The following is a 16,852-nucleotide window of genomic DNA, read 5'->3' on the forward strand; positions in this document are numbered from 1 at the left end:
CGCCAACCGCAAGCCTTCGGTGCGCTGACCGTGCGACGACCGTGGAACACGGCTGGCACACTGTGGCGGTGGTGGCCCTGCGCGAGAAGTGGAACGAGCTGATTCCCGGCTCGGCGGCGTTGGCCGACGATCTGATCGCCAGGTATGTCGGACGGACCCGGCGCGCCTATCGCGACCAGTACCTCGACACCGTTCTCACCGCACTCGACTCGCTGCTCCAGCTCAGCACCGACCCGACATCGGTCCGGCTCGCGGCCTGGTTCCACCGTGCCGCACACGAACACGGCGCCACTCCTGCCGAGGACGCGGAGGCGTCGGCGCGGTTGGCCGAGCAGCTGCTCCCGGAGTACGGCGTGGACCCGGTCCGCGTGGCCGAGGTGGCGCGGCTTGTCCGGCTCACCGGGGACCTCGCGACGCCCCCGCCCGACTCGTACGCCCCGCCTCGCAGAGATGCGAACGGCGACGTTCTGCTCGACGCGGTGAACGCCACGCTCGCCACGGCACCCGCGCGGTACACGGCGCACACTTCCGAGGTACGGCGGGACGCGGGAGATCGCCGGGTCGCCGCGGAGCACCGGTACAACGAGGTGCGCGCACTGCTGGACGGACACCTGTACCGGACGCAGCTCGCTCGGCAGCGGATGGGGACAGCGGCCCGCGCCAACCTCGAGAACGAGCTGGCCGGACTCGACACGGAGTTGCCCGCACCGTGGCGGGGCTGGCAGCAGGCGGCCCTGACGGCGACGGCGACCTTCGGCGCGATCGGGACCGTGGTGGTGGCGATCGCGGCCGCCGGTGCGTCCTGGCGAGTGCCGCCGGACGAAGCGGAGACCGGGTGGCCGCCGATCGCGCTGGCCGTCCTGGCCTTCGTCAGCGCGCCCGTGTTGTTCCGGACCGCGCGGAGCGGGAGTCAGCGGTCCCGGCTCATCGCGGGGGCCGTGGTCGCGGTGGCGGTGACCTGTCTGCTGGTCGCGTGGGCGCAGCTACCGGTGACGAATCCGGCCGTCGGAGTCGGGCAGCGCGTACCCCTGCTGATCTCGGCGCTGCTGCTCTATCTCGTGGCCGGCGGTGCTGCGCTCAGCGGTTCGCTGTTGCGGACGAGGCACGCCAGGTACACCCCGGCCAGGAATCTGGGGCAGCAGCTCGCGTGGCTCGCGGTACCGGGGGTGATCGCGTTGACGCTGCTGCTGATCGTGCAGCCGGTCGCGCGCAACTACGTGCTGAGCTCCAACGAACGGGTGGAGAGCGTCCGGCGTACGTCGGGGCCGGCGCCGCGTTCTACCGCGAACGGCCAGGTGGTGTGGGTCAACCGGGCCCTGTCCGGCGCGGGCGCGGAGGAGGCGGTCGCGACGAAGTACGGCATCGCCATCCCGCGACAGGCGGGCACGGTGGAGATGCTCGACGCGGAGACCGGCGAGCTCCGCTGGCGCTACAGCCGCTCCGACTCCGACGAGAAGCCGGACATCATCGCGACCGGCGACGGGGCGTACGTGCTGGCCGAGTTCGCCGACGTCGGGTACCTGCTGCTCGACGCGGACACCGGGAAGCGCAAGGCCGCGTGGCCGGGGCGGACCAGAGACCACACGATCCAGCAGGCCGACCCGCTGCTCACCGGCGAACACGTCAGCCGCGGCTCCGACAAGCTCCACGGCACCGACCCCGACGGCCGCGACCGCTGGACCTTCGAACCAGGCCGCTGCACCGACATCGGCGCCGTCGCGACCCGGAGTACGGTGATCGCCTTCCTCGGCCACAGCTGCGGTACCGATCCGGACGAGATGGTCGGCCTGGACCTGGAGAGCGGCAAGGAGCTCTGGCGCAAACCCTCCGACGACATGTACCGCCGGCCCGTCGTGGTCGGCGACACCGTGGTCGTCGCGGAACCAGGCGGCGACTCCGACGTACCGGCGGCCCTCCTCGCCCTGGACCCGAGAACCGGCGACACCAGATGGCGCTGGCCGGTCCCCCGCAACTGGGCCTGCCGCACCCTGATGAACGCGGCCGGCAACCTGGTGGTCGTGGTCGACTGCCCAGGCCCGGCGACTCAGGAGAACCGCAAGACCGTGGTGACGGCCATCGACGCGACCACCGGCAAAACAGCCTGGCAGACAACAGCCCCGGTCAACCCGAGAACCCGAGTCGCAGTAACAACCGACGCGCGAGTCGTCTCCCTTACCCGAGGCCAACAAGGCTGCCGCCTCAACACCATCACCAAGTCAGGCCACCGCGTATCCCCGCTCCCCCCAGGAATCTCCTGCAGCCGCGACATCAAAGCCCTGGGAGACCTCCTCCTCACCTCAGGCAACGGCACAGTAATAGCCCTCCGCTGAAGCAGGACGTGCAGCTGGACAGGAGATAGCCATGCCATCCGCGGCCGGCTATCCGATGCTGAGCGGTACATCGGCCCAGAACCCCGACCACGTCCTGTCCAAATGCCCGCTACTCGTTGAGTTGGGCTTCCGCCGACGCCAGCAGTTCGGCTACCCGCAGACCAAACCCCACGTCGACCGGGTGGGTGTCGCCCGACTCGGCCGCCGCCACCAGCTCCTGGACCGCCACGCGGAAGCTCTCCTCAGGTGGAGTCTCGCCCCGAGGAAACAGACGTGTCCCCGTCTCGCCCCAGATACCTGTCTCGAAGGTCGTGCCGTCCGGCGGCGCCGACAGCGACAGGCTCGCCGTGCTGGTCGCACCCGACTCGTGGGTGATCACCAGGTGGACCAGATCGCCCTCACCACCAACGGCCCGCAGCTCCACCACCGGCCCGAGCATCGCGCTCAGGTTCGACAGCGCGTGCGGCCCCACGTCCCACAGCGCCCCACGCTTCTCGCGGCGCCAGGCTGAGTTCACGTACGGGTTCCCCGGCGCGTCCAGGGACGCGATCATCCGGGCCCACCCGCCCTTCCATCCGCCGGCCTCGGCGACCTCGGAGAAGAAGGCCCGGTACTCCGGAGCGAAGCGCGCCGTGAAGAAGACGACCGACGCCAGCCCCTCGTCGGCGACCTCGTCCGCCAACGCCCGCGCATCGTCAAGATTGTCGGCGACCGGCTTGTCGAGCAGGAGATGTTTGCCGATCGCGGCCGCTTCGAGCGCCATTGTCGCCTGAACCCTCGGCGGGACCGCAAAAGCCACCGCGTCGACCGATTCGAGTAACGCAGCGTAGTCGGTGAACGCGCTCACCCCGAGCTCGGTCGCCAACTTCCCGGCCTTGTCCGGATCCCGTCCCCAGACGCCGACGAGTTCGGCGTCGGCCGCCGCCAGCAGACCCGGCCCATGCGTCCTGTGAGCCCAGGGACCGGTGCCGACCAGACCGAACCGCATGGTGTCCTCCTTGTGACGAGCCGATATCGCTTTGGCCACGACCCTAACCGGGACCCCCGGATCGGGCGGTCCGGGCCCGGCCGGAGTGTCAGACTCACTTGCCATGGACCTGCGTGACCGGTGGAATCGCTTGCTGCCGCGCGCGCAGCCGCTGGGCGATGACCTGCTGGCCCGTTACGCAGAGCAACAGCGGCACTATCACGACCAGCGGCACCTGGCCGAGATGCTCGACACCATCGACGAGCTCGCCGATCTCGCCGAGGACCCGGACACGGTCCGGTTGGCGGCCTGGTTCCACGACGCGATCTACGACCCGAAGGCCGACCCCGGTGAGAACGAGGAGGTCTCCGCCCAGCTCGCCGAGCTCGAGCTCGCGGCGTACGGCGTCGAGGCCGACCGGGTCGAGGAGATCGGCCGGCTGATCCGGCTGACCGCGCGGCACGACTGCGAACCGGGTGACGCCAACGGCGCCGTCCTCTGCGACGCCGACCTGCGGATCCTGAGCCTGCCGGCCGACCGGTACGACGAGTACTCCACCGGGATCCGCGCGGAGTACGCGCACATCGGTGACCGCGACTTCGCCCGCGGCCGGATGAAGTTCCTGCAGGGGCTGAGCGAGACCCCGCTGTACGCGACCAGCCGGGCCCGCGAGCGCTGGGAAGAGGCGGCCCGCGACAACCTGACCCGGGAGCTGACCACCTGGGCCCCTAGAGCCGCCCGGCCAGTGGCCGGGCTGATTCCGATGATCTACCTGGGCGCCGCCCTCGGCGTGGTGATCGCGGCGTCGGTCCTGCTCGGCCGTGGTCTCGGCGCCGCCCCGCGCTGGCCGGCCGCCGCCGACGAGGTCCGTGGGTTCCCGGTCTGGGCGCCGATCGCCGGGACCGCGGTGTCGGCCGGACTGGCGTGCGCGTGGTTCCGGCGGCGGCACCCGAAGCTGCTGACGATCCCCGCGATCGGCTTCGCCACGCTCGGCGTCGTCGCGGTCGGTCTGTGCTGGTGGCGCTGGCCCGCAGCCCAACCGGGCGCCGCGATGAGCGAGCGCTGGCCGTACTTGATGCTCGCCTCAGTCGCCCTGGTCCTGGCCGGGGCCCTGCTAGCGCTCGCCCGACGGCTCCGGATGGCGCCCCCTTACGCGGTGGCGCCTCCGCGAGCGACCGGGCTCGGGGTGGTCGTGGTGTGCGCGTCGCTGCTCGCCTGGATCGTGGTGTCGGCCGGTGAGCCGTTCGTCCAGGCGCGGCTCGAGACCGCGAACACGGTCAGCACCACCGCGACGGCACCGCCCGGAGTCATGCCCGTCCAGCTCGACGGTGAGCTCGCGTGGAACCGGCAGGTGCCCGCGACGGGCGCGATCGCCGGCACCGTCGGCGGCGTCGCCGAACTGCGGCCCGACGGCGTGGTGATGTCCGACGCGACCACCGGCCAGATCCGCTGGCGGTACTCCCGCGCCGACGTGGACGGCGCGGCCGCGGCGGGTTCGAGCGGCCTCCTGGTCTCCAGCGACGGCCGGACCCTGGCCGCCCACCTCCCGTACGGCGGCACCCGCGCGCCGAGCGGCATCGACCTCCCGACGTACGCGGTGCTCGACGCCGACAGCGGCAAGGTCCTCACCGAGGTCCACACCAGCGGGACGGCGGTCGCGGTGAACTCGGACCAGTTCCTCGTGGCCGAAGGCGAGTACCTCGTCGCGCACGGCGTGAGCAACCCCACGCACTGGCGGGCGAAGATGCAGTGCACCGTCAGCCAGGGCGTCCTGCTGAACGACCAAGCCGTCGTCGTCGACGCGTGCGGTGGCAACGGCGCCGTGGTCCGTGGGCTCGACGTGACCAACGGCAAGCAGCTCTGGGAGGCCAACCTCGGTCTCCGCTTCGACCTCAGCGCCGAACTCGACCCGGCCACCTGGGTCGGCGAACTGGTTGCCATCCCGGACACCCGCGAGGTCGCCGGTCTGGTCTGGACCAGCGACGCGGGCGGCACCCTGCATCAGTGGTCCCTCGACGTCACCGAGGGCCGCGTCCTGTGGACCGCACCGGTCCCCGGTACCCCGCGACCGCGCCTCGGCCCGGCGTCCTGCGACGCGCAGCTGACCGCGACCCACTCGTCGCTGGTCCTCGTGACCTGCCGCAACAGCAACGAGCCAGGGTCGGCCCAGACGTACGACGTGTCCGCGGTCAGCCCGGCGGACGGTACCTCCCAGTGGCACCACCTGCTGCAGGTCCCGCCGAAGCTGCAGCGGCCCGAGTTCCCCCGGCAGGGGTTCGGCCTGTTGCCGGACGGCCGGGTGGTCACGCTGATGCCACAGGAGAACGGCATCTGCTCCCCGGTCATGATCGGCACCAGCGGGATCCAGCCGCGCCCGATCATCGCCAACTCGTCCGCGGCACCGACGGCCGAACGGGACGCGCTCACCTGCAACAAGCCGACCGCGACGGTCGCGGGTGGGCGCCCGATCTTCAGTGACGGCACCCGGTTGTTCGCCCTCAACTGAGCCGTCATGGTCTACCCTCCCTGCATGGATCTGACCGCGTCGGCCCTGGTCGGCGAACTCCGCGCGAACGCCAACCCCGCCGAGCGCTCGCAGAAGCACTACCACGGCTCCGCCGGCGTGCTCGGGGTCCGGATGGGGACGTTGTTCGAGATCTCCAAGCGGTTCACCGCGCTCCCCCTCACCGAGGTGGACCGGTTGCTCGACATCGCGGAGTACGAGCCTCGGCTGGCCGCGTTCTGCGTGCTCGACTTCAAGGCCCGCAAGCCGAAGCTGCCGGCCGACGAACGCCGGGCCTGCTACGAGCTGTACCTCGGCCGGCACGACCGCATCGACACCTGGGACATGGTCGACCGGGCCGCCCCGCGCGTGGTCGGCACCTACTTGCTCGACAAGCCGCGGACCCCGCTCTTCGACCTCGCCCGGACCACCGACCCGCTCCGCCGCCGGACCGCGATGACGGCCCCGCTCGCCTTCACCAAGTCGGGTGACAGCGCCGCGTTGGCGGACCTCTTCGCCCTCGCGGAACTGCTCGTCGACGACACCGACCCGGTCGTGTCGAAGCCGGTCGGGATCGCGCTCAAGTACGCCGGGACCGCCGACGAACCGGCGCTCCGTGCCTTCCTCGACCAGCACGCGTCCCGGATGCCGCGACCCGCTCTGCGGTACGCGGTGGAGAAGCTCGACCCGGCGGTCCGGCAGTCCTATCTGGGCTGACCGGAGCCCCTTCCGGCCGGCGGGAATTATGTTGCCACCGGCCCGGTTGATCCCTACCGTGATGACCATGTTCCGCACGGATTCTGTTGCGTACCTGTCGGCCTCGGGCCTGACGGGCGCTGTCGTGTGGACGTCAGCGGATTCAGATCTCTGCACCGGCGCGCGAAGCCGACCCTCCTCCTGCTGAGCAGGACCCGCGGAGGAGGGTGGACCGCTCACCGGCCCCCTCCCGTGCGGTGACAGCGCTGCGGAAGTGGAGCCGGGGGTCCTGGCTCGTACCCCGAATCTTCTGACAGCAAAGGAAAACTCATGGCCAAGAGCCAGTTCGTGCGGACCAAGCCGCACCTCAACATCGGCACGATGGGGCACGTCGACCACGGCAAGACCACGCTGACCGCCGCGATCACCAAGGTGCTCGCCGAGCGCGACCCGAACGTCAACGCGTTCGTCGCGTTCGACGGGATCGACCGGGCGCCGGAGGAGGTCCAGCGCGGGATCACCATCAACATCGCCCACGTCGAGTACGAGACCGCCACCCGACACTACGCGCACGTGGACATGCCGGGGCACGCCGACTACGTGAAGAACATGATCACCGGTGCCGCCCAGGTGGACGCCGCGATCCTGGTCGTGTCGGCGCAGGACGGTGCGATGCCGCAGACGCGTGAGCACGTGCTGCTCGCGCAACGCGTCGGCGTACCGTACCTGGTGGTCGCGCTCAACAAGGCGGACGCCGCGGAGGACCCGGACCTGCTCGACCTGGTCGAGCTGGAGGTGCGGGAACTGCTCTCCGAGTACGGCTTCCCGGGCGACGAGGTCCCGGTGATCCGGGTGTCCGGGCTGCGTGCGCTCGAGGGCGACCCGCGCTGGACGGCCTCGGTCGGCGAGCTGCTGGACGCGATCGACTCCTACGTGCCGACGCCGGACCGTGAGCTGGGCGAGCCGTTCCTGATGCCGATCGAGAACGTGCTCACCATCAGCGGCCGCGGCACCGTCGTCACCGGCGCGGTCGAGCGCGGTTCGCTGCGGCTCGGCGAGCCGGTCGAGGTGGTCGGGCTCGGTCCGACGGTGGTCAGTACGGCGATCGGGATGGAGACGTTCGGCAAGTCCCTGGAGACGGCCGAGGCGGGCGACAACGCCGCGATCCTGCTCCGCGGGATCAAGCGTGACGAGGTCCGTCGTGGTCAGGTCGTCGCGTTGCCGGGCAGTGTGACGCCGCACCGGAAGTTCCGGGCGACGCTGCACGCGCTGTCGACCGCCGAGGGCGGCCGGCACACGCCGTTCGCCGCGGACTACCGGCCGCAGTTCTACTTCCGGACCACGGACGTGTCGGGTGGTATCGACCTGCTCGGTGAGACCGAGCTGGTGATGCCGGGTGACACGGTCGAGCTGGTGGTGGAGCTGGCCAAGCCGGTCGCGATGAACACCGGTCTCGGCTTCGCCGTCCGCGAAGGCGGGCACACCGTCGCCGCCGGAACGGTGACCGAACTGCTGGACTGAACCAGTCCAGATTGGGTGCCCCAGGCAATCATTGCCTGGGGCACCTCTTCAGGTGCCCTTGCGGTGCCGCAGGCCGGCGTCGATCAGCCGGCGGACGAGGACGCGGCTCGGCACCGGGACCGCGCCGGCGGCCACCATCGCCTCGTACTCCTCGGACGGCACGTCGTAGTGGTCCCGGTCGAAGCCGCGGGCCGGGATACCGACCGAGCGGGCGAACGCGTGCAGTTCCTCGTACGACTCGTCGCTGACCAGATGCGACCAGACCCGGTCCCAGCCCGGCCAGACCGGGGGGTCGATCAGGATCACGCGGGCTGCTCCTTGCCGTCCTGGGCGTCCAGCAGATTCCGCCAGGCCCGGACGAACCGGGAGTTCACGTACGCCTTGGTCCACGACCCGTCCTGGCGGACCGACGACCCGACGTGGAACCGGCGGACCCCGCTGCCGTACAACCACGGGACGTGCTCGGGCTGCAGCGAACCACCGGCCATCATCACCTTCGCGATCGCGGGATCCTCCTTCGCCATCCGGGTCAGGTCGTCGAGCCCGTGCGGTACGCCCAGCGACGAGCCGGCCGTCAGTACGCAGTCCAGGCCGGGCAGGGTCCGCAGCGCGCGCCAGGCGGGGCGTTGTTCGAGGACGGCGTCGATCGCGCGGTGGAACGTCCACGGCGTCCCCGCGAACGTGCTCACCAACTGACCGACCGCCTCGGTGTCGATCTCGTTGTCCTTGGTGAGGAACCCGAGCACGAACCCGTCCGCGCCGGCCGCGAGGTACGACTGGGCCGTCGCCGTCAGCTTGTTGATCCCGGCGCCGTCGATCGCGAACGAGTCGGTCAGCCGCAGCATCACCCGCAACGGCAGATCCGTGACCCGGCGGATCGCGCTGACCGTGGACACCGCGGGCGACAGGCCATCGGCCTCCATCGCCGCGCACAGCTCCAGCCGGTCCGCGCCACCCTCTTGCGCTGCCTCCGCATCGGCGGGATGCAGCGCGATCACCTCCAGCAACGACGCCATGCCGACCATCATCCTGTATCGGCGGTCCGCCTCCGCGCGCGACGCGGGGAGCGGGCGGCAACGGCTGCCGGAAATAGGTGTTGCACTCGGCAGGGAGTTTTCTGTATCGTTTTTCTAGATCGATTTAGAAGAACGATCCAGAAGACGGCTCACAGGAAGGTCGGGATCATGTCGCCCAGTGTCACCATCAAGACCGTCGCACAGGCTGTCGGGGTGTCGCCGTCGACGGTGTCCAACGCCTACAACAAGCCCGACCAGCTGTCCGGCGCGCTGCGCGAGAAGATCCTGGCCAAGGCCCAGGAGCTCGGGTATGCCGGGCCCGACGCCTCGGCCCGGGCGCTGCGCAGCGGGAAGGCGGGAGCGGTCGGGGTGCTGTTCACCGACAAGCTCGCGTACGCGTTCTCCGACCCGTACGCGGTCGGCTTCCTGGCCGGGCTGGCCGAGGTCGCCGAGGAGTTCAGTACCAGCCTGTTGCTGATGCCGCTCAGCTCGTCCGACATCCAGGGCGGTACCACCGCGGTCCAGCAGGCCGCGATCGACGCCGCCGCGATCTTCTGCGTGGCCGGCGGGCACCCGGCGCTGGACACGCTCCGGACCCGCGGGATCCCGATGGTCTCGACCGACCGGGGCGACCACCCGGACCTGTCCTGGGTCGCGATCGACGAGGTCGAGGCGGCCGCGAAACTCGGCAAGCACCTGGCCCGGCTCGGCCACCGCGAGGTGGTGGTCCTGGTCGACAACGCCGAGGCGGCCGGCAGCCGGCCGGTCGAGCTGACCCTGGACGAGGTCGGGTACACCGACTGCGAACTGCGGATCCGCGGCTTGCAGAAGGAGATGCCGGACGCCCGGCTCCGGCTGGTCTCGGGCGGCCACAACGCCTTCAGTTCCGGGCTCGCCGGGGCCGAGTGGGTGCTCGACTCGCAGGACCGGCCGACCGCGATCGTCGGTCTGAGCGACGTCCAGGCGCTCGGCGCGATGGAGGCGATGAAGACGCGCGGACTGAGTCCCGGCCGGGACCTGACCGTGGTCGGCTTCGACGACATCCCGCAGGCGGAGACCGCCGGGCTGACCACGATCCGGCAACCGATCAAGGACAAAGGCCGGACCGTCGGGCGGCTCCTGCTCGACCCGGCCACGAAGGAACGCCACGTCATGATGCCGACCGAGTTGGTGGTTCGCTCCAGCAGCGGCCCGGCACCCAGGCACTGACAACTCCACAACCTCTCCCGGCGGTACCGCGGTCCGCGAAGGCTGATCCGGCCGCCGGGTGATCCCGCACGACCACCGACGGCCGACCGGCCGCCGGGCGATCCCCCACGCTCTTCAGAAGGGAGCAGCACCATGACCTTCATCGCCGGCAACACCGCAGTGGAGAACGCCCGCTCACTGAGCCAATCAGCCCTCCCCAACGCTCCCGTCCACCCAGACCCGGAGCCCCGCCGCACCCTGGGCCTCCGAGCCCGAGCAGGCGCGGCCCTCCGCAAGGCGGCAGCCCAAGAACTCCGCCTCGCCGACCGCCTCGACCCCCACTGCGAACCAACCGCCTAGGAGCGCCCCCTCCCCCCTCACCCCTGCCCCCTCCCCCTCCCCCGCCCCATCAGCCCCGCCCGCGGCGGTGTCCGTTTGGTGGGTTGACCCAGCAAGTGGCGGGTTGGCCAACGGAAATTCGGTAGGCCAACCATCACTCTGCTGGGTTAACCCACCAAACGCGCCGGGCGAGCAGGTGGCTGCTGGACTGGGGTTTGTCGGTGGGGTCTGGCAGGCTGTGGGGCGATGGGTGAGCCGGGGATTTTGCTGACGGCCCGGGCGCTGGTTCTTCATGATCTGGGCGCTCGGGGGTTTGCTGATGCCGCGATGGTCTCCGTGCTCGAGGATGCGGTGGCTGAGCGGCAGTGGTGGCTGGACCAGTGGCCTGACGGGGCCGAGCACATCGCCGGGTTGGTGGCGCAGGACGTGCAGGACCGGTTGACCGACTCCGGCGTCCGCTGGCCGCGGTGTACCGCGTGCGACGACCTGCACGATCACGAGCTGCGGATCGAGCCCGAGCTCGGCCCCGACCCGCACTGGGTCTGCGAACGCGCCGGCATGACCGTCAGCCCCCTCGGCGACCTCACCTGACCCAGGCCGATCACCGCACGATGACCCGGGCCGATCACCGCACGATGACCCGGGCCGATCACCGCACGATGACCCGGGCCGGTCACCGGACGACGATCAGGAGCGGGACCAGTCCGGCAGATGCGCGGCCAGGTAGCGGCTGCCGTGTGATCCGGTCGGCAGAATCTCCCGGATCGTCTCCAGGTCGGCGGGTGTGAGGTTCGCCTCCGCCGCGGCGAGGTTCTCCTCCAGCCGCGTGACCTTGCGGGTCCCGAAGATCGGCACGATGTCCTCGCCCTGGGTCAGCAGCCAGCCCAGCGCCACCTGCGCCACCGTGATTCCCTTGCTCTCGGCAAGTTCTTTCAGCCGCGCGACCGCCGCCACGTTCGCCTCGTAGTTGCCAGGCTGCCAGCGGTCGTCGAAGCTGCGCATGTCGCTCGCCGGGTACTCACTCGCCGGCCGCACATCCGCCGTGAGGAACCCCCGGCCCAACGGCGAGTACGCGACGAAGCCGATCCCGAGCTCGCGCACCACCGGCAGGACCTCCGCCTCCACCTGGCGTTCGAAGATCGAGTACTCGGTCTGCAGGACCGACACCGGCTGGACGGCGTGCGCGCGGCGGATCGTGTCCGGCCCGGCCTCGCTCAGTCCGAAGTACCGGACCTTGCCCGCCTGGATCAGCTCGCCGACCGCACCGGCGACCTCCTCGATCGGTACCGCCGGGTCCACGCGGTGCTGGTACAGCAGGTCCAGGTGATCGGTTCGCAGGTACCGCAGGCTGTTCTCGGCGACCTCGCGGATCCGCTCCGGCCGGCTGTCGAGCGCCGTCCCGCCGTAGGGGTCCTTCGCCAGGTCGAACCCGAACTTGCTCGCCAGCACGACCTCGTCACGGAACCCCTGGACCGCCCGGCCGAGCAACTGCTCGTTGCTCCCGGTGCCACCGCCGTACAACTCCGCGGTGTCGAACAGGGTGACCCCGAGCTCGTGCGCCCGCCGGATCGTCGCGATGCCGCCGTCCGGGTCGGCGTCGCCGTACGCCATCGTCATGCCCATCGTGCCGAGCCCCAGCGCCGAGACCCGCAGCCCTTGCCGGCCGAGTACGCGCTCCTTCATCAGCTTCCTCCAAAACAAACCAGTTGGTTACTTCTCGACCGTAGGCACCCTGGTCGGCAAAGTCAAACCAACTAGTTTGTTATTGCTAGTCTGGACCGCATGGGAGACGGACAGGCAACCCGGCGGCGCATTCTCGACGCGGCCGCCGAGGAGTTCGCCCGGTACGGCATCGCCGGCGCGCGGGTGGACCGGATCGCGGCGAACGCCAAGGCGAACAAGGCCCAGCTCTACGCGTACTACGGCAACAAGGACAGCCTCTTCGACGCGGTCCTCACCGAGCATGTGGAGGCCAACCTCGACCTGGTCCCGCTCACCGCCGACGACCTCCCCGGGTACGCGGTCCGCCTGTACGACGAGAACGTCCGGCGCCCCGAACTCGTCCGCCTGGTCACCTGGGCCCGGCTCGAACGCACCCCCACCGGCGACCTCTTCGGCGAGTGGGAGGGCCACGACAAGGACAAGCTCGCCGCGATCGAGGCGGCCCAACGGGACGGCCACCTGGTCGACACACTCGCCCCGATCGACCTGCACTCGATGGTGATCGCGCTGACGATGTCGTGGTCCGCGGCCAGCATCACGTACGCCGCCGACCAGGCCGACGAGGCCGACCTGCACGAACGTCGTCGCGAGGCGCTGTCTGCCACGGTCCGCCGCGCCTTCGTCCCCTGACCTGAGTCACCCCTGACGACACCCCGGCTCCGCTGAGGGATGGGTCCGGGTTTTAACTGGTCGTGCTACATGTAGACAACCTACTAGTGTGGCCGCCATGAAGTCGTTGGGGCTCCTCCGCGTGGTCGCGGCCGCTCATGTCGCCGCTGTCTTTCTGCAGCCGGTGCTCGCCGGTGTCTACCTGAACGGGTCCGGTACCGCGATCCGGATGCACGAGCCGACCGGTTTCGTGGTGGCCATGCTCGGTCTGGCCCAGATCCTCGCGGCCGTCGTCTGGTGGCGTTCCGGCGGCCGGTTCGCCGCGGTACCGGCCGCGACGCTGATCCTGCTGGCCGTGGGGTTCCAGCTGGGAATGGGGTACAGCCGTCAGTTGGCCGTGCACATCCCGCTCGGGATCGCGATCGTCGCATCCTCGATCGCGTTCACCCTGTTCGTCTTCCGCGCGACGGCCACCACGCGCGCACGGCGTACGGAGGTGGCCGCGTGACCGCGCTGGTGGAAGCGGCGGAGAGCAAGAAGGTTCGACGGCCGAGGGCGACGCTCTGGGGGTTGCGGATCGTCCTGCTGCTGCATGCCGCGCTCGTGGTCGCACAGCCGATCCTGGCCGGGTACTTCCTGTCCGGCGAGGTGGACGCGATGGCGATCCACGGGCCGATCGGGTCGACCGTGTGGATGGTGGCGATGACGCAGTTCGCCGTCGCCGTCCTCTACTGGCGGCCCGGCGGCGGTCGGGCGTGGCCCGCGCTCGTCACGCTCGTGCTGTTCTTCGCGGAGTTCGTCCAGCTGACCTTCGGCTACCTGCAGAACTTCGCCGTCCACGTCCCGCTCGGGACGGCGATCGTCACGACCGTCGTCCTGATGTCCGTCTGGTCCTTCCGTGCTTCGGCACGCCGGGGCCGGCACCCGGAGGTTGCCCGATGAAGCTGTCCCGCCGTGGTTTCCTCGGTGTCACCGGTGCGGCGGCCCTGGCCGGCTGCGGCCTCGATCCGTCCCCCGGTCAGACCGCCGAACTCCTGCGCAGCGCAACACCGTTGCCGGAGGCATTCAAAGTCCCGTTGCCGATCCCGCCGACCAAGCGGCCGATCCGCAGCGACGCCAAGGCCGACCACTTCCGGGTGGTCCAGCGGAAGGCGTCGCTGGAGATCCTGCCCGGCCTGAAGACCGAGGTGCTCGGGTACGACGGCCTGCTGCCCGGGCCCACGTTCGACACCAGGAGCGGCCGGACCACGATCATCGAACAGGTCAACGAGCTGGACGTACCGACCGTGGTCCACCTGCACGGCGGACACACCCCGGCCGCCAGCGACGGGTGGCCGCTCGACCTGCTGATGCCGGCCGGCGGTCACCACGGCCACACCGGACACCACGGGATGACCGGCGGCGACGTGCAGACCGGCAGCCGCATGTACACGTACCCGAACACCCAGCGCGCCGCCACCCTCTGGTATCACGACCACCGGATGGACTACACCGCCCCACAGGTGTACCGCGGCCTCTTCGGGCTCCACCTGATCCGGGACGAGGAGGAGGACCGGCTCCCGCTGCCGCACGGTGATCGCGAGGTCCCCCTGGTCATCGCGGATCGCGCGTTCGCCGAAGACGGCTCGTTCCGCTATCCCGCCCGGACCGACGGCCCCGGCGTGGAATCGCAGTACATGGAAGGCGTCATCGGTGACGTGATCCTGGTCAACGGCGCACCCTGGCCAGTGCTGGAGGTGGACGCCGCGCGGTACCGCTTCCGCGTCCTCAACGCGTCGAACGCCCGCCGGTACGAGCTCGCCCTCGACCGCGGATCGGCGAAGCTCGTCCAGATCGGCAGCGATGGCGGACTGCTCGGCGCCCCGATCGAGCACGAGAGCCTGGTGGTCGCGCCGGCCGAGCGGTTCGACATCGTCGTGGACTTCTCGCAGTACGAGGTGGGCAGCGAGATCACCTTGCTGAACAAGCTCGACAGCGGCCGCACCGGCGAGGTCCTGCGATTCAAGGTGGCCCGGAGGGCGAAGGACGACAGTACGGTCCCGGCCAGGCTGTCGGCGTACGCCGCGGTCGTCGAGCCGGCCGGGGTGGTTCGCCGGCAGTGGCGGTTCCGCCGGGGGAACACGGGGACGCACCAGGGCTGGACGATCAACGGCAAGCCGTTCGACCCGCAGACCATGCAGGCGATGGTGAAGCTGGACCAGTACGAGGTCTGGTCGTTCGTGACCGACGTCCACCACCCGGTCCACGTCCACCTCGCGCCGTTCCAGGTGCTGCGCCGCCGCGGCAAAGGGCCCGGCGCGTACGACCACGGCTGGAAGGACACGGTCGACGTCCGGCCGGCCGAGGTGGTCGAGGTGCTGGTGAAGTTCAGCGCGCACAAGGGCAAGTACCTGATCCACTGCCACAACCTCGAGCACGAGGACATGGCGATGATGGCGGGCTTCGAAACTGTCTGATCACCCCCTTGACCGACTCGTCGGGCCTGCTTATATTCAACGTATCAGTTGATCAAGGGAATGGTTGATAAAGATGGCGGTTGACGAAGCGGCACTGGACCGGGCCTTCATGGCCCTCGCCGATCCGGTCCGCCGGGCCCTGATCGCCCGGCTGTCCCGGGGCGAGGCGACCGTGAACGAGCTCGCCGAGCCGTTCGCGATCACCAAGCAGGCGGTGTCGCGGCACATCCAGGTGCTCGAGGCCGCCGGCCTGATCACCCGCAGCCGCGACGGCCAGCGCCGGCCCTGCCATCTGGACCCGGCCGCCCTGGAAACCCTGACGAGCTGGATCGACGAGTACCGGCTGGCCTCCGAGCGCCGGTTCCGCCAGATCGACGCCGTCCTCGAGAACCTCAAGGAGCAAGAGCGATGAGTACGCACCCGACCACCATCACCGTGCCCGCGGAAACCCCGTTCATCGAGGTGACCCGCGACTTCGACGCCACCCCCGCCCAGTTGTTCAAGGTCTCCACCGACCCGGACCTGGTCGCCCAGTGGCTGGGCCCGCGCAACCTCGAGATGGAGGTACAGGAGTACGACGTCCGTCCGGGCGGACGGTACCGGTACCTCCACCGCGACGCCTCCGGGGAGTACGCCTTCCGCGGGGTCTTCCACACCGTCGAGCAGGACCGGTTGGTGATCCAGACCTTCGAGTGGGAAGGCGCACCCGGCGAGGTCTCGCTGGAGCGGGCCACCTACACCGAGACCGACACCGGCGTCCGGCTGCACCAGCAGTCCGTCTTCCCGTCGGTGCAGACCCGGGACGCGGCGGTCGCCAGCGGCATGGAGTACGGCATCCGGGACTCGATGGACCGGCTCGCCGAACTGCTCGCGAAGGAGAGCTGACCGATGAGCAGCGTTGTCATCGACATCTCCGTCTCGCTGGACGGTTACGTCACCGGTCCCGACATCGATCTCGAGCACGGCCTCGGGCGTGGCGGCGACGCACTGCACACGTGGGCGTTCGAGGGCAACGCCGACGACCGCGCCGTCCTGGACGGCGCCTTCGAGCAGACCGGCGCGGTGATCCAGGGACGGAAGCTCTTCGACTTCATCGACGGGCCGACGGGCTGGAGCGAGGAGCTGGGGTACGGCGCGAAGCCGGAGGGCGAGGTGAACCCGCCGGTCTTCGTGGTCACCCACAGCAAGCCTGCCAAGACCCGATTGGGTGATCGGTTCCAGTTCGTCACCGACGGCGTGGAGAGCGCGGTGACCCAGGCGCGCGCGGCGGCCGGCGAGAAGAACGTCATGGTGATGGGCGGCGGCGAGATCTGCCACGCGGTCCTCGCCGCCGGACTCGCCGACGTACTGCGGCTGCACGTGGCGCCGGTCGTACTCGGTGACGGCACGCGGTTGTTTCCTGCGGAAGCGTCGGCGAAGGTCGAACTGGAGCTCGTGGACGCGATCTCGACGCCGGCCGCGCAGCACCTCACCTACCGAGTGACCGAGAAGTAGGAGCGCTGAGG

The 16,852-nt window shown here is 70.2% G+C and carries 17 protein-coding genes; 13 read left to right on the top strand and 4 right to left on the bottom strand.

Features of this window, described 5'->3' with window-relative positions:
* Positions 1-68: 68 nt before the first annotated feature.
* The gene (locus FB561_RS01830; protein ID WP_238334608.1) at positions 69-2,330 is read left to right on the top strand and encodes an outer membrane protein assembly factor BamB family protein; all 2,262 of its coding nucleotides are present in this window, start codon (positions 69-71) and stop codon (positions 2,328-2,330) included.
* 109 nt (positions 2,331-2,439) lie between these two features.
* On the opposite strand, the gene FB561_RS01835 is transcribed toward FB561_RS01830, so the two are convergent.
* Entirely contained in the window at positions 2,440-3,318 is an 879-nt protein-coding gene (locus FB561_RS01835) for a Gfo/Idh/MocA family protein (protein ID WP_145802348.1), read from the bottom strand.
* Between the two features lie 103 nt (positions 3,319-3,421).
* Here FB561_RS01835 and FB561_RS01840 point away from each other — a divergent pair, with 103 nt between their 5' ends.
* The 3 genes from FB561_RS01840 to tuf all read left to right on the top strand — a co-directional run bounded on the left by FB561_RS01840 (position 3,422) and on the right by tuf (position 8,017).
* Positions 3,422-5,803, top strand: coding sequence for an outer membrane protein assembly factor BamB family protein (locus FB561_RS01840; protein WP_145802351.1), 2,382 nt, complete (start codon positions 3,422-3,424; stop codon positions 5,801-5,803).
* Between the two features lie 24 nt (positions 5,804-5,827).
* Entirely contained in the window at positions 5,828-6,517 is a 690-nt protein-coding gene (locus tag FB561_RS01845; protein WP_145802353.1) for a DNA alkylation repair protein, read from the top strand.
* Between the two features lie 309 nt (positions 6,518-6,826).
* Positions 6,827-8,017 (top strand): elongation factor Tu, encoded by a 1,191-nt coding sequence (gene tuf / locus FB561_RS01850; RefSeq protein WP_145802355.1) that lies wholly within the window; start codon positions 6,827-6,829, stop codon positions 8,015-8,017.
* A 48-nt stretch (positions 8,018-8,065) separates the two neighbouring features.
* On the opposite strand, the gene FB561_RS01855 is transcribed toward tuf, so the two are convergent.
* Both FB561_RS01855 and FB561_RS01860 read right to left on the bottom strand, forming a co-directional pair.
* Positions 8,066-8,323 carry a DUF4031 domain-containing protein gene (locus tag FB561_RS01855; protein ID WP_145802357.1) on the bottom strand — a complete coding sequence of 86 codons (258 nt, stop codon included), beginning with the start codon at positions 8,321-8,323 and terminating at the stop codon, positions 8,066-8,068.
* Positions 8,320-9,033 carry a copper homeostasis protein CutC gene (locus tag FB561_RS01860; RefSeq protein WP_145802359.1) on the bottom strand — a complete coding sequence of 238 codons (714 nt, stop codon included), beginning with the start codon at positions 9,031-9,033 and terminating at the stop codon, positions 8,320-8,322. Before FB561_RS01860 ends, FB561_RS01855 begins: the two co-directional genes overlap by 4 nt.
* 168 nt (positions 9,034-9,201) lie before the next feature.
* On the opposite strand from FB561_RS01860, the gene FB561_RS01865 reads away from it, so the two are divergent.
* Together FB561_RS01865 and FB561_RS01875 are read left to right on the top strand one after the other, a co-directional pair.
* Positions 9,202-10,242: a LacI family DNA-binding transcriptional regulator gene (locus tag FB561_RS01865; RefSeq protein WP_145802361.1), complete on the top strand. Its 1,041-nt coding sequence runs from the start codon at positions 9,202-9,204 to the stop codon at positions 10,240-10,242.
* Positions 10,243-10,911: 669 nt separating this feature from the next.
* Complete coding sequence (locus tag FB561_RS01875; RefSeq protein WP_238334609.1) at positions 10,912-11,151, top strand: hypothetical protein; 240 nt, start codon at positions 10,912-10,914, stop codon at positions 11,149-11,151.
* Between the two features lie 96 nt (positions 11,152-11,247).
* Here FB561_RS01875 and FB561_RS01880 read toward each other — a convergent pair whose 3' ends face one another.
* Positions 11,248-12,243, bottom strand: coding sequence for an aldo/keto reductase (locus FB561_RS01880; protein WP_145802367.1), 996 nt, complete (start codon positions 12,241-12,243; stop codon positions 11,248-11,250).
* A gap of 99 nt (positions 12,244-12,342) precedes the next feature.
* On the opposite strand from FB561_RS01880, the gene FB561_RS01885 reads away from it, so the two are divergent.
* From FB561_RS01885 to FB561_RS01915, 7 genes are all read left to right on the top strand, one after another.
* Positions 12,343-12,912 (top strand): TetR/AcrR family transcriptional regulator, encoded by a 570-nt coding sequence (locus FB561_RS01885; protein WP_145802369.1) that lies wholly within the window; start codon positions 12,343-12,345, stop codon positions 12,910-12,912.
* Positions 12,913-13,009: 97 nt separating this feature from the next.
* A complete protein-coding gene (locus tag FB561_RS01890; protein WP_145802370.1) occupies positions 13,010-13,399 on the top strand; it encodes a hypothetical protein in 390 nt (129 codons plus the stop codon).
* Positions 13,396-13,833 carry a hypothetical protein gene (locus FB561_RS01895; protein WP_145802372.1) on the top strand — a complete coding sequence of 146 codons (438 nt, stop codon included), beginning with the start codon at positions 13,396-13,398 and terminating at the stop codon, positions 13,831-13,833. The genes FB561_RS01890 and FB561_RS01895 overlap by 4 nt, the downstream gene beginning before the upstream one ends.
* Positions 13,830-15,347: a multicopper oxidase family protein gene (locus FB561_RS01900; protein ID WP_145802374.1), complete on the top strand. Its 1,518-nt coding sequence runs from the start codon at positions 13,830-13,832 to the stop codon at positions 15,345-15,347. Before FB561_RS01895 ends, FB561_RS01900 begins: the two co-directional genes overlap by 4 nt.
* A 73-nt stretch (positions 15,348-15,420) precedes the next feature.
* A complete protein-coding gene (locus FB561_RS01905) occupies positions 15,421-15,759 on the top strand; it encodes an ArsR/SmtB family transcription factor (RefSeq protein WP_145802376.1) in 339 nt (112 codons plus the stop codon).
* Positions 15,756-16,232, top strand: a complete 477-nt coding sequence (locus FB561_RS01910; RefSeq protein WP_145802379.1) for an SRPBCC family protein — start codon at positions 15,756-15,758, stop codon at positions 16,230-16,232. Before FB561_RS01905 ends, FB561_RS01910 begins: the two co-directional genes overlap by 4 nt.
* A gap of 3 nt (positions 16,233-16,235) precedes the next feature.
* Positions 16,236-16,841 carry a dihydrofolate reductase family protein gene (locus FB561_RS01915; RefSeq protein ID WP_145802381.1) on the top strand — a complete coding sequence of 202 codons (606 nt, stop codon included), beginning with the start codon at positions 16,236-16,238 and terminating at the stop codon, positions 16,839-16,841.
* Positions 16,842-16,852 lie beyond the last annotated feature (11 nt).

The sequence above is a fragment of the Kribbella amoyensis genome (assembly GCF_007828865.1).
GTDB lineage: Bacteria > Actinomycetota > Actinomycetes > Propionibacteriales > Kribbellaceae > Kribbella > Kribbella amoyensis.